Genomic DNA, 14,073 nt, shown 5'->3' with positions numbered 1-14,073 from the left:
GGATAACGAAACGGCATACTAGCTTCACCATCACGGACGTCAGTCCGCTCATCGTATTTGAAGCGGCAAAAAACAGCATATTAGCGTAATGTTTATTTATTGTTTTGGACCGATACATCTCGCTGTGAACGTCGAATGAGGAGCCTTTACCCTGCGAGAACGATTCGATCGCTTGATCAGTCCAATTATCTGGCTTTCATTCCGACCCGTCTAACTTTGCTAGTAACTTCAAACTGCACTTCAATATTTTTATACATGACTTGCCAATTTTCCTTTGTCTTTACATGTTCATTCCAAAATCCCGGCTCCAAAGCTCTTACATATTCCCCAAATCCGAAAATATCGGAGCCTTCTTTTTGCGTCTTCTTCACTAACCCGGAATAGGTTTTAAGGAGTGATTTTTGATGCTGTGCCTCAATCTCTTTTAAAATCTGGGATCTATTTGTAAGCAAGCTTTCGCTTAGCTTTTCTTCGAGATTGGTTTCGATAAAAATTTTGACAACAAAATGGGGAAGACCGTCCTTAATTGAGACTTTGAATTTAGATTCGCGATGCGTTGCATAAATCATCACGGTTTTGGACGGCTGATTGTCCAGGCTGATAAAGACACGATAACCGGCAGGATTCATGCCTTTAATACCCATGTAGGCCGCAATCTCAAACGGCTCCGTCGAATTCACCATGGTGGAATTTTTGAAATAGGCCAGTCCCTTCAGCTCTACATTTTGCTCTGTCATCAGCTCGATGTAAGGCAGAAACGCTTCCTGTCCCTTCTTCGACTCGTTGCTCCAATAAGTGCCGAGGAAGTCGTTCGGGAACTTGCCCTGCTTCACCGAATCGTCCAGAGTCGAAAGCAAATATAGCGTCGGCACCCGCTCCAGTTTGGGTGCGGCTCTCAAGAAAGGCTCTGCATCTCCTTTAGATACGACCATCCAAGCGGTTCTGCGAATTTCCGAATTGCGGCGAAAATAATCGTTGAAGTTTTGCAATCCTTTCCGCGCTATTTTCTCGGATACGACAATGATGCGCAAATGCCCGAAAAACAGTCTGGACGATAATTGCTGCTGCAGGTTCATCAGTGCATCGTCGATCGTATGCCCTACGACTTCGATCACCCATACCGTTTCTGCCGAGCTTTTTCCTGCCGCGCCGCTCTCACCGGGTCCAAGTGGAATTTTGCCGGGCAACGCAATCTGTACGGCAACCCGAATCATTCCTTTATCAGGAACAGGGAACTTATCGTGAAGGTGGGAAATCTCATTTTCTTCCTTCTCGGCACCAGGCCCTGCTTCATCAATGGATACGCCAAGTACAATAGCGCGGTCCTCAATCTCTTGTCTGTCCCAGCATCCAGTCAGCAGAGGAACGATGATTGACAGGATAATCAGCCATTTAAGACTCCGTACCCCTAGTCTTGTCCCCACTCTGCTCCCTCTTTTCTTTTGGATCATGGCGAATCACCAGAATCTTGGATGGATAAACGTTTAGAAAATAATTATTCCCATTTCATGCAGGGAACAAACGACTCCACCCTACGAATTCTCTCTTTTCCTCAGGCGCCGCTGGATTTTGACATAACTGATCCCAAAAACAAAAAGCCGCGATTTCCGCGGCTATTCATGATAAATACTTTTGGACTTCCTTACTGTACCGGTATCAAATGAACCGAAATCAGCTTTAAGCCAAGCCCTTTCTCAGCGTTCAGCTTGACAGGATTAATCTGAAGGTTGTAGCCTCCGGCTTGATCTATGTTAATCAATCCGCATTCGGAACGGATTCGGTTGAAGTAAAGCGAACGCGAAGTCACAATTCGTTCCTGCTCCTCCACAACGCAGGACAGCGATTGTCCAGCGGCTTCTATACGCAGCTCATGACCGCCTTCCCATTGGCCGGTTTGCTCACCAATCGCTCCCCGTGCCTTCTCGGCCATGCTTATCATTTCAACCTTATATTGGCCAGGGGTAATTACTTTAAAACCCCAGCTCAATGAATCATGGATATCGGTCCAGCCCGTAATCGTACCGGACCGGGATAAGGAGATAGACGAGTCGGGATTGCCTCGATGAACTGCAGCATGGTGCGCTTCCAATACAATATGCCGGTTCGCTCGCTGCATCAAAGTATTGTCCGCAACCGCTTCCCCGACAATTTCCAGAACCAGAACGGATACGGGTGAATCCAAGGCTTGCGGCGGCAGCTGGACTCGCAGGTCATGAGTATTCGTGTCCGAATCATAGGTTTGGTCAAAAGTAAGCTGTTCCTCGGGCGATGCCAGCAAGTAAGCTTTATTTACGTGATTCTTCAAACCGCGGAGCACGAATGATCCCTGGTTAGGCCATTCAAATAAGTGTGCGAACACTTTGCCTGGCTTGACTGTCACGGTTCCCCAATCAAATTCGGTTTCGAACGGGTTTCCCCGGGTACCCCGGACCGCATCCTCATTAATCTTAAGCCAACGCCCTACTTCCTTCAGTATTTCTACGCTAGGCGCAGGGATGATTCCTTCCGCTGTAGGTCCGACGTTCAGAAGATAGGTTCCGCCCTTGCCTATGATGTCTGACAGCAGCTTGATAATCAATTCCGGCGACTTCCATTCGTGGTCATTACTTTTAAAGCCCCAAGTATGATTGAGAGTGGCGCACGTCTCCCAGTCAACAGACAGCGATTTGGCGGGGGTTTCATTGTCGCCTAAGCAAACGTAGTCGCCGTGGCCGTTTCCAACCCGTCCGTTAACGATGCAATCCGGTTGTATGCTCCTGACGAATGCAGCCAAATCTTGACTCTGCTCTTCCGTCATAGTCATCGGAGTATCGAACCAGATCAGACCGACCGGGCCGTATTGGGTAAGCAGCTCTCTAACCTGCGGTTTGACCTTCTCCTCTAGATAGTGCCCGAAGTTCTTCTCTTCAGCATTCGGGAAATCCCAATCATTTCCCACCGCATCTTTTTCATACCAATCCTGGGTCTGTGAATAGTAGAAGCACAGCTTCAGCCCTGCTTTGGCGCACTCATCGGCCAGCTCCTTCATAGGGTCGCGTCCGAACGGAGTTGCATCCACGATATTGTATTTGGAAACCTTCGAGTGATACATACAAAAACCGTCATGGTGCTTGGCTGTAATCACGATGTATTTCATGCCGGCTTGTTGAGCAATCTCGACCCATTCGCGGGCATTGAATTGTACCGGGTTAAACTGTTCCGCAAGCTGCTTGTATTCGGATATCGGGATACGGGCACGCTTCATAATCCATTCACCGATGCCGTTGACTTCCTTGCCTTGCCACACTCCGGCCGGTACCGCATACAGCCCCCAGTGGATAAACATGCCGAACTTGGCTTCCCGCCACCAAGACATTTTGTTCACAAAAGGAGATGAGCTGGACTCAATCATTTCATTGTTCATAGTTAATGAAACCCCTTTCAATTAATGTTGTTAGGATTATCTTATCCAAAGCGCCGGCCGATTTGAATGTATAATCCTTATCGTTATTTGCACAATCCTAATATGTGTTTGTCCAAAAAACACGTTATGGCATCCTACGAAAAAGAGCCTGCAATCGAAAGGATAACCTTTCAACCACAGGCAGTCTTTTACGAATAAAACTACTTCACGATTACCTTATTCGATAACGGAATCGGCAACGTTCCATCCATGGAGTCGAGTTTGTCAACGATAAACACATGAACTGTATAGGCGTCTGTTTCCGCATCCGGCACATCGAAATGACCCGTCAGACTGCCGCCATTCGCAAGCTCGCTTTCCAGCGCAACATGGGCCACGGGCGTGCTGCCCTTGAGCAGCTGAAAGTAGACGACTTCTTCTTCCGCATGGTCTATCGAGCCGGCCGTACGGACAACGTCGACCTTAGCGCTCAAACCTTTCATCCGGTTCAGTCCGCCGTGCGCCGCGACGGTGAACGGTTTATCCACTGCAGCGGTTACCGTTACGGTACGATTAACCGGGTCCGCCGCATTTTGTGCGTTGTCCATCACGGTATAGACCAGCGTGTATGTTCCCGGAAGCGATGTATCCACGCTGCCGTTCACTTGAATGCGGCTTGTCAGATCGCCGTCCACATTATCCGTCGCTGTTGCGCCTGCATCCGTGTACGTACTGCCAGCCGGAATCTCGACCGCTGCCGGCCCGTTCAGGGTAATCACCGGCTTCACCGTATCTGTATCCGCCGGAATGGCGGCAAGGCCGGACACCTGTAAGTCATCGATGCGTGCCGCCTGATTCGCCACACGAATCCCCGCCTTACCTTGCGTCAGCGCCGGTGGATTCGTTGGGAATAGCGTTCCGCTATCCACTTCGTCATAGATTAGACTATCGTCCACATAGCCCTTGATCCGGTTGCCGTCGACGACGAGACGCAGCTGATACCAGTTGCCGACTACATACGGGTAAGGGATTTTTTTGCTGTCCAGCTCGCGGAGCGTCCCGTTCACGACACGGCCAAGGACGATGTACCCTGTGCTTCCGCCGGGCAATCCGTTCGTGCCGTTATGAATGCGCAGCATGTAAAAGTGTTTGGCGTCGTCGGACGCGCGCGCAATTATGCCCGGCAGCGACGGGCTGGCCTGCGCCTTCACTCTGGCCCGTACATCGTAGTTGGACCATCCGCTTTGACCAACCGTAAAAGCCATGCTTGCCGTCGTATACTTCTCCAGCACCTTGCCCTGATCTTCATCTGCGACGCGCAAATGTGAAGCCGCGCCATTCGGTACGGCGCCGTTATTCCAGCCGGTCGCTTCGTCCTGATTATATGCCCCGTTCTCAAAATTCTCTTCGTACAGCACCGTTCCGGCAGCCGTCTCCGGATTCGCCAGGATATTCAGCTTGTATTCCGCCGCCGTACCGGCTTCGGAGGTAACTTTTACGGTCGCAGTACCCGATCCGTTTACCAAGACAGCATCGGTGATTTGTACCGTCGCCACATTGCTTGCCGTCGGGATCGCCTCCACCACCTTGACATAAGCCGTACGGGAAGGTACGCGAATCGTATATTCGGTTTGATTCGGAACCAGGGCAATGCTCGTTTCGGGTAATTGTTGGCCCGGCGCCGTCAGCGGATCGGAGATGACCGACAGCCTTAGGCTGCTAAGCGACGTATCGGCGCTGGCGGTGCGCAGGTTGATCTTGTAGTAATTCGCCCCGTTGCCCTCGCTCGACAGAGCGGCTACCGTGTACGGCTTCTCTTGGCCTACCGCGTCGAACGTTACCTGCCCGGATGCCGGAGAGGCCAAGGCATTGGCCGTACCATAGACCGACGCCGTCACAGTTACTGCGCTTCTCGTCGAAGGCACAAGCACGGTATAGTTGTTCAAGAGCGGATGGAAGCCCTCGATGGACATGCCGTTCACCTTAATATCGCCAAGCAGCGGAACAATAGGGTACACCTTCACGTCGTCGAAGCCGGCGATGGATTCATGGCTCCGCAGTCCGAATTTGCCGGAAGTCCGGCTGGCATCCGTAAGCTCTATAACCTGAACGCCGTCGATAGAAGCCCGAAGCGTCGTCCCGACAGCCTCCAAATTCAGCTTATACCAACGATTCGATTGAATCGGTTCAGCCAAATCCCCCGTCTTAAGCACGGTTGTCGTTCCATTGACGCGCTTCTCCAGCACCGCCTGATGCGTGGAGCCGCTGCGTTGCAGCTTGAAGTAATACAGGTTGTTGTAATCGGTCGCTCGGGCGATAAGGCCCATTTGGACGTTTCCGCTGTCCGAGGTCTTGACTCGTGCTTCGATTCCGTAATCCTTTAGATTGTCGCCAAATATCGCAAAGCTCGGTGTTGTGCCGTATACGTCCGTCGGCTGAACGTAAGCGGTATGATAGACGCTATCGCTCACGGTGGTCCATGGGGTGGATTTCGAACCGAAGCCAACCGTCGTCCATGCCGCCATCGCATTCGTTTCCTCGGCGGTGTCAAAGCCGTTCTTATACAGCGCTTCGGCAAAAACCTTCACATCGTTAATGGATAGCGGACCATCGAACGTGGAGCCTGTCACCGTCAGCTTCACATACCGCGCCTTGGTCTGGAACCACTCCAGACTATTCCCCATCGAGGCTATGGAAGCCGGATGGGTTCTGTCCGCTGCGGTATGATACGCCGTTCCGTCCAAGCTCGTCGCGATGGCGTAGCTGTAGCCTCTCGACGCACTGTTCGTCCAGTCGATTTGCATCCCCGCCAGCTCATAGGGCCTGCCTAGATCGATTTGTATCGTTTGAGGATAGCTGCCGTTTGCTGCCACAGCAGCTGTCAGGCTGTTGCCGTCCACCAGCGCCGCCGTATTCGACATTCCGGTTGCGGAGGTGACCGGCTTGCCGGCGGACACAATGTTTTGAATGCTCGGATCAACCGCCTCGAGCTCTATCAGCATCACCGAATTCTTATCCAGCGTGGCGCTAAGCGTCAGGTTGTCCGCCGTGTTCGCTAAGGTTTCATCGACTAGTTGGAGCTCGTCTATTTTGTTGTAAGCGTAATTGCTGTGGGTCTCGTCGACCAAATACTTTTTGATCCGGACACTCTTTCCTTCAAAGCCAGGCGGTAAATGCTTCACGCTGAGGCTGATGTTGGACGATGCGGCCCTATCTCCCTGCTTGTTCCACACCATCATCGTCGCTTTGGAATCGCTGTTCTTCGTCGCCAGCATCCGCGTCCCATAGATGTCGCCGCTGCCGCCGGTTGCTTTCACCCGGGTATCCCCCAGCCGGGCGAACATCCTCATGGTGTTGAAATACGGGGTGAAAAAGGTGCGGCCGAGCACCTCGTAATATTTCAGCTTATCGCTAGTGCCTATGAGCTGGAAGGTGTTGATATCGGCGTTGCCCCACTTGATATCGACCCTGGCAATCCCCGGGGCCGACGGCCCCAAATCGAATTTGAGCCAGGTCCAGTAATCGGCTTGGGTAAACTGCGTCGCATCGTCACCGTCCGTAACCGCCGCAATGTTCGGATCGTTCGCCGGATTCGGAATCGGTATCGGGTTGTTTCCGCTGTCAAAAAAACGAATTTCTTTGATTTTCATCGGCTTGGAAGACGATGCCGACTCCCTCCACCCACGCAGGTTCAAATATTGTAAAGCTCTGGGAGCCGGGTTCAAAAACGTCTGCCAATTCTTTGTATCTCCGCTGCTTAAAGCATAGTCGACATCGAACTGGTTCTTGAAATATGCATTCAGCGTATGGACCGCCACCCAGTTCATCGGGATGTCCGTGCCTCCGCGGGCATAATAGTATGCCGAGTCCGTCATAAACGCCGCTTGCTTCGCCAGCCCGACGTTGTTCGTCGGATCGCTTAAGCCCCCGCCGCCCTTCCAGCCGTATTCGCTAACAATGGTCGTAGCATTAGGATAAAACTTGTGCAGGTAGCTTTTCATCTCAATCTCCTGCGTTTCGTTCATCCGCACGTCTTCCTGGTACCGGTGCCATGACACGAAATCGACTTGATACCCGGCATTGTAAGCGAGATCGACGAACTGCTTCTGCTTCTCGAAGTTGTAGCCGGACAATACAGGCCCGCCTACTTTCAGCGGCTGCCCGGCCAAACCCTGCGTATTCACCCATTTTACGGCTTCGGACATGCCCTGATACATACGCATGTAGCCGGGGATATCGTCCTTCACATGGCCGTAATAAGCAGGCTCCAGGTTCGGCTCATTACCTACCTCGATGTATTCGATCTTCGGATTTTTCTCCTTCAGCGTATAGATGATTTTCTTCATCGCCTTGTCGAATTCAGGCCAGTTCATCGAGGTCTCGCCGGCGAGAACACGGTTTTTCTGCGGATTCGCGTCACCGCCATACGAATAAGCAAGAGAAAGGAGAATGGCATCGGCGAATTGGGACATGAAATCGTACGTTTCCTTGCGGCCATGCTGCAAATCCGGGTTCGTCGCGTTGCGCGGGTCGTCGATGGAATATGCCAAATAATCGCTGTTGGCTTCATCTTTATTGTAGTACCAATTGATTTTTACAAAATCTCTTACGACCTTGGTCCGGATCCCCTTCAGCTCATCGACGACATGAACCGGCAGCGGCGTGTAGTTCGTATTGTTGAACTGTTCTGTGCGGACAAGCGGCCCTTCGTTTACGGCATAATCCGCCTCCAGATTCACGGGGGCGGCATGAGCGGTTCCAGAGGTGAAGCCTGCCACGGCCGATACCAGCAAAGCACCGGCCGCAAGCACGGTGCATGACCGTTTCAACAATTGCCGCAGCTTGTTTGATGTTCCAAAAGCCATCGTTACATCCCTCCTGCGATGTGTTGTACTATGCGGTACAGCATGACGGCCGTTTCTGCACGGCTGGTGCTGTCCTGCGGATGAAGCGAGCCTCCGCTGCCCTCGATCAAGCCCTCGCGGATCAACGCCGCAACACTGGATGCGGCATAGTCCGCCACCTGCGAGGAGTCTGCGAAGGCCTGCAGCTCGCTGCGAGCGTCGGTGCCGCTGCTTTCGGCAAACAGGCCGGCTGTGTGCAGCGCCCGCACTGTAAGCGTCATCATTTCCTGTCTGGAAATGGGGCGCTCCGGCTGGAAGCGATTATCGCCGGCTCCGTCGCTGATGCCGAGGACTCGAGCTGTGCCGAGCGCCTCGTAATAATATGCTTCGGGCCGCACGTCATCGAAGCTGTCCTTGAAGGGCGCCTGCAACTCCAGCGTGCGAACTAGCAGCAGCACGAAATCGGCGCGCTTGATAGGGGCTTCCGGAGCGAACGTAGCCGGCGCAACGCCCATCAGGATGCCCTTGGCCGCGAGCGCCCGAATCGGCTTCTCGGCCCAAGCGTAGCCCGTCAGATCGGTGAACGTTTTCGTCACATGAACGACGGCGTAATGACCGGGAAGAGCCGCCCGGAAGATCACTTTGCCGCTAGCTTTGTCATAATGTCCGCTCGGTACCGGAGACGGTTGGCCTGAACGATCTATAGACCAAACCGTGATTCCATTGGGATCGGCCAGCTCTGCTGCCGACGGCGTATAAGGAATAGCTACGACCGGCGCTTCGCGATTCGGCCAATCGACCGCTTTCCCATCCAGCGACGTCCGAACCAGAATTGCCGGACGTGTACCAATGGCTGCAGCCGCCTCTGGGGAAAGCGCATTCATTTGTGCTTGCCCTATCGTTAAAGAAACGGTCTGAGCACCGGCTGTCTCGCTCTGGCGGAACAGGCTGTCCTGTACCGTCACACCGGCAAATTCGGTACGCAGCTCAATCTGCAGGCCCTTGATCTTTTCAACCAGGACGCCAGCGGGCAAATGAAAGGCATAAGCCTTCGCCCCGTCCATAGGTGCAGCCTCGATGCGCAGCCTCAAGGCTCCTGCTTGGAGCTGGGCAACAGCTTGGTCAATGGCCTCCTGCGTGACGGCCACCTGAACCGCTCCCGCTGCATCCGGCGGCCCTTGCGGCTGCATCAGGAGGGCAACCGAGCCGTCCTGCTGCGGTTCCGGTTTCACCGGTGTAGGGACGGTCACGCTGCTTCGGTTGCGGCGGCTTCCCTCCGAAGGCCGGTCTCCCGGCGTTCCGGTATCGTTTCGCGTCACCTGAATCGTAAGCTGTCCCGACACGCTGCCATTGCCCACCTTGAGCGTATACACACCGCTGACGGCATCCGCAGGAATCGTGTAGGCATAGCCTTGCTCCAGCTCGCCTCGGGTTATTGCCAGCTCCTTGAGCAGCGTCCCGTCCGGAGCGAACAGCCTCCACAGAAGTACAAGCTGATTCGTCGTACCTTGAATCCGTATCGTCCTCCCTGCTTCGACCGCGCCGATCGGGCTTAATTCTAATGCAGGCTGCGGTTGCGGTTCTGGCCCCGGCCCCGGCTCGCCGCCATGATCCCCGGCGACCACCTTGAAAGCCATCACGGCGGCCTCGCTGCCTACTCCCGCCTTCACCGTGTAGATGCCTACCGGAGCATCAGCGGGAAGCGTGAGCGTTTTTCCGATCTGAAACTGCTCCTTCGTAAGCTGATCCATTTCCAGAATCGATTGATTCGGCCTCAGGACCTGAACGATCAATTCGGGCAAGCCTGTTGTTCCTTGAATGATGAAGGCTTCGCCTTGCTTTTGCTCGCCGATCGCTGCCAGCACAGTACCTGACGGCTCTGCATAGGCAGAGCCTGCCGAGGCCAGCAGGATGAGAACAAGCAGCAAATAGGCGAGTCTAGTTCTGCCTCTCCTCACATATAACCCTCCTTTTCACATAGAAATAATAGGTTATTTAATTGTAATGTGGCTGCAGCCACCATGCCGGCCGCGCCAGGCGATAAATGATCGCCTGAAGCCAGCCTGCTGCATGACTAAGCCTTCCCCCGGAATTGGCCCGGGGTCATGCCCTCCATTTTACGGAAGTATCGGATAAAATTGGCCGGGTTGTTATACTTCAGCTTCCCGGCGATATCCGTAACCGTCATATCGGTCTCTCTCAGCCAGCGCTTGGCGACGTCCAGCCGGTACTGGGCCAAATAATCCACATAATTGATGCCGGTTTCCTGACGAAACACCCGGCTAATATATTGCGGATGGTAATTGATCCGGGCGGCGCATTTCTCCAGCGTCAAATCGGTATCGAACTCTTCGGCGATCAGCCGCTTGACCTCCTCGGAAATCGTACGGAACTGCTTCTCCCGCCGCTGCTCCAGCAGTGTGATGCCCGGTTCGACGAGCTGACCGCTGAACCACGCCTCGATATCGCGTACCGTGTGCAGCTGAAGCAGCTCGTCGAACAGCGGCCGTTCATTGCGGGTAAGCGAGTAGATCGAGATGCCCGCATCTTGCAGGAGTCGGACCAATTCCACGAACAGCCGGACTAACGACAGCTGGAAGTCGTTCGGATGACCACCCGGGCTGGAAACGTTCTGCCTCCTTGGCGGACAGCATGACGGCCATCATTCCTCGCGGATGCAAGGAATTGATGGGCCACTTTTTTACTATCATGATCGTCTGTTTGCCGGCCGCCGTCAGCGGTTCCTGGTCGGTATTGTACTGCCCGGTCAGATCCATGCTGACCCACCGGGAGCCTTGCGGCATGGCGGCAAACTCGTTCAACAGCCCCTTCATCCCGGGCTGGCTGTGCTCGTCGATACCGGAGTTGCTGATGATCCAATCCTTTTCCAAGCTGTACAAGAGGACGTCCTTGATCCCGAGCTCGAACGTTTGGATACCGATAAGACTGTCATAGACATCGGTAATCATCTCCGAATCCGCTGCTGTAAGCCGCTTGCCGATGGCAGCCGTGACAAGAGGCGTATTCAGCAGCTGGGAGGCGGAATAATCGATCGTCTTCAACGTCTGCTCCACTCGAAGCTGCGTCTGCCGCAATATTTGCGCGTTGCTTTCGTTTACCTTATCCAGCACCGTATGGGAAGAATAGTTATACGAATACCAACCCAGGATGAGAACTGGAAAAGCCCCCACTGCAAGCGTCAGCAATATCAATTTGCGGAAATAGGAATGTGTCCTCATGCCTGATGTTTTCTCCTTCGGAACGCCCGTGTGCTATGGCTTTCATGCCCTAAGTATAGCAAAAAAGATATCTGCACCGTGGGGTAAAATCACAGACCTTTTCGCCATACAGCTTTGCCGGCCGGGAATGTTTATTTCTTGGCGCTTTTGTTATATTCGGCGGTGTACTCCTCCATGATCTTGCTGCCGCCGTTCTGCTTCCACTGCTCCACCGCTTTGTTCCAGCCGTTCTCGTCAATGGAGCCCATAACAAACTTCGTGCGAGCATCATCGATCAGTTTATCCAGCTCTTTGCCCTTCTCGCTATAGGTAGCAGAGATATAAGCGTTCACTGGATTTTCAATCGCCCGTTTCGCGTTCTCCTGCCACATCTTGTCACGCAGGTGCACAAGCGGGGAACCGAAAGTCGTGACCTGGTCTCTCAGCACCGCCAGCTGAGAGGAATCGCCCATGCCGTATTCGACCAGCATTTTGGGATCGGCCGTCTTCTTATATTCACCGTTCTCCACCGTGTATTGGCGGCCTTCGATGCCGTTGTACAGCATGTTCTGCATGTCTTTATCCGACAGCTTGTCGAAATAGTTCAGGATCGCCTTCACCTCGGCTTCCGTCTTGACCGACGTCTTCGGAATCATGAAGATCCCGTAAGAGCCCGTCCCGGCTATGCTGCGCAAGCCCTTCGGCCCCTCCAGCGCACCGACCAGCGTCAGCTCGGCCTTCGGATCGACCTTCTTCGCCTGCTCCTCGATGCCGTTGGCATCATTCAGATTGGCGACCCAAGCGCCCGCCGTCCCTTTATTCATCACCTGACGTCCGTCCTTCACCACAGCGAAATCCAGGTTCATCAGCTTCTCGTCGTACAGCTTTTTATAGAACTTCATCGTTTCCAAGTAAGCCGGGGACAGGTGGGCCGGACTCAGCTTGCCGTCCTTCACCTCCCAGTCGGCAGGGCCTCCATGCCACGCCAGCATGGTTCTCCAGCCTGCAGGCTCCTGCTGCTCGACGAGCCCGATAGTATCGTTTTTGCCGTTTTTGTCCGGATCGTTATTCGTAAACGCCTTCAAAACGTTGTAGAACTCATCGATCGTCTTCGGCTCCTTCAAACCGAGATTGCTAAGCCAATCCTTGCGAAGCGTCAGCCCGTCCCGCGCCAGATCACGCTCGCGGAATATCCCGTACACTTTGCCGTCAATGGAGATGGCGTTCAAAGCGATCGGATTCATGCGGCTTAAATTTTTGTAATCCTTCAGATAGGGTCCGAGCTCCCAAAACATCCCGGATCGTACGGAGTTAACGATGAACGGCGCTTTCTGATTCAATACTGTGATAACGCTCGGGAGCTCGCCGGATGCTACGGTAGCGCTCAGTTTATCCGAATAGGTAGCGGACGGCACCCAGTTGAGCTTCAGCTCGGTGTTCGTTGCCGATTGAATTTTTTTGAAAATTTCTCCGTCGGTCGACATCGGCTCCGGGTTGAAGCTTGGCAGCATAATCGACATTTTATACGGTGCAGCTGCCTTGGAAGCATCGCTGGCTGCAGCCGGCTGTCCTCCCCCATCGGTGCTCTTGGTGCCCCCGCAGCCAGCGGCAGCACCTGCCGTTAGCGTCAGCACGGACGCCATAAGCATAGATTTGTGTAATCGTTGTTTCATTGAAACTTCCTCCCCTTATTTCATCATATCGATATCGGCAAACGGAGTAAACCGTTTATCCTTTGACGGAACCTAACAGTACGCCTTTGGCAAAATGCTTTTGCAAGAACGGGTAGACCAAGAGAATCGGCAGCGTCGAGACGACAATGACCGCCATTTTGATGCTTTGCTCCGGCGGCTGAACGAAGTCCGAAGCGAGCGAGGTAGAATCCCCCAGCCCTCCGCCGTCCGCCATGATGACGATCTGGCGCAGCAGCACTTGAATCGGCCACTTGGCTGCATCATTGATGTACAGCACCGCACTGAAAAACGTATTCCAATGGCCCACTGCATAAAACAGTGAAAACGTGGCGATCGCCGGCAGCGACAACGGAATGACGATCCGAAACAGGATACCGAGATCGTTGCAGCCGTCTATTTTGGCCGATTCCTCGAGACCGTCCGGCAGCTGCTGAAAAAAATTGCGCAGAATAATCAGATTGAAGGCGCTGATCGCGCCGGGTATAAGCAGAGACCAGAAGGTGTCGATCATGCCCAGCTGCTTGACGACGAGGAACGTCGGGATCATCCCTCCACTGAACAGCATCGTAAAGATAACCGCCATCTGAATCGGTGTCCGGTAATCCAGATCTTTGCGTGCCAACGGATAGGCCATCAGGCAGGTCATGAAAATATTGATGAACGTCCCGGCCAGCGTGATATAGACGGTGATTCCCAAGCTTTTGAGCAGCGTTCCGGTAGAAAAAATGTATTCGTAGGAGCTTAGCGTAAACTCGGTTGGAAACAGGATGAACCCCCTCTCCAGAAGCTCTTTCTGGGTCGCGAACGACCCGGCAATAATATAGATGAATGGAATGAATGTAATAAGAGCAAACAAAACCAGGACGATGATATTTACCGTATCGAACAACCGGCTGCCGAGGTTACGGTCTTTAACCATGCCTACCCTTCCTCTC

The 14,073-nt window shown here is 53.4% G+C and carries 8 protein-coding genes; all 8 read right to left on the bottom strand.

The window, feature by feature from the left end; all coding sequences use genetic code 11:
* Window positions 1-185: 185 nt before the first annotated feature.
* The 8 genes from DVH26_RS12280 to DVH26_RS12245 all read right to left on the bottom strand — a co-directional run bounded on the left by DVH26_RS12280 (window position 186) and on the right by DVH26_RS12245 (window position 14,057).
* The gene (locus DVH26_RS12280; RefSeq protein WP_239633970.1) at window positions 186-1,424 is read right to left on the bottom strand and encodes a Ger(x)C family spore germination protein; all 1,239 of its coding nucleotides are present in this window, start codon (window positions 1,422-1,424) and stop codon (window positions 186-188) included.
* A 218-nt stretch (window positions 1,425-1,642) separates the two neighbouring features.
* Complete coding sequence (locus DVH26_RS12275; RefSeq protein ID WP_239633969.1) at window positions 1,643-3,403, bottom strand: alpha-L-fucosidase; 1,761 nt, start codon at window positions 3,401-3,403, stop codon at window positions 1,643-1,645.
* Window positions 3,404-3,603: 200 nt separating this feature from the next.
* Window positions 3,604-8,247 carry an immunoglobulin-like domain-containing protein gene (locus DVH26_RS12270; RefSeq protein WP_239633968.1) on the bottom strand — a complete coding sequence of 1,548 codons (4,644 nt, stop codon included), beginning with the start codon at window positions 8,245-8,247 and terminating at the stop codon, window positions 3,604-3,606.
* Window positions 8,248-8,249: 2 nt separating this feature from the next.
* On the bottom strand, window positions 8,250-10,184 hold the full coding sequence (locus DVH26_RS12265; protein WP_239633967.1) for an S-layer homology domain-containing protein: 1,935 nt from the start codon (window positions 10,182-10,184) through the stop codon (window positions 8,250-8,252).
* A gap of 116 nt (window positions 10,185-10,300) precedes the next feature.
* Complete coding sequence (locus DVH26_RS12260) at window positions 10,301-10,792, bottom strand: helix-turn-helix transcriptional regulator (protein ID WP_239633966.1); 492 nt, start codon at window positions 10,790-10,792, stop codon at window positions 10,301-10,303.
* Window positions 10,737-11,465: a hypothetical protein gene (locus DVH26_RS12255; RefSeq protein WP_239633965.1), complete on the bottom strand. Its 729-nt coding sequence runs from the start codon at window positions 11,463-11,465 to the stop codon at window positions 10,737-10,739. Before DVH26_RS12255 ends, DVH26_RS12260 begins: the two co-directional genes overlap by 56 nt.
* 131 nt (window positions 11,466-11,596) lie before the next feature.
* Entirely contained in the window at window positions 11,597-13,117 is a 1,521-nt protein-coding gene (locus DVH26_RS12250) for an extracellular solute-binding protein (protein WP_239633964.1), read from the bottom strand.
* 55 nt (window positions 13,118-13,172) lie between these two features.
* A complete protein-coding gene (locus tag DVH26_RS12245; RefSeq protein WP_239633963.1) occupies window positions 13,173-14,057 on the bottom strand; it encodes a carbohydrate ABC transporter permease in 885 nt (294 codons plus the stop codon).
* Between the last annotated feature and the right edge of the window lie 16 nt (window positions 14,058-14,073).

The sequence above is a fragment of the Paenibacillus sp. H1-7 genome (genome assembly GCF_022354825.1).
Classification (GTDB): Bacteria; Bacillota; Bacilli; order Paenibacillales; family NBRC-103111; genus Paenibacillus_S.
The sequence above is the reverse complement of the archived record's forward strand: the minus strand, read 5'-3'. Positions and strand labels throughout refer to the sequence as shown.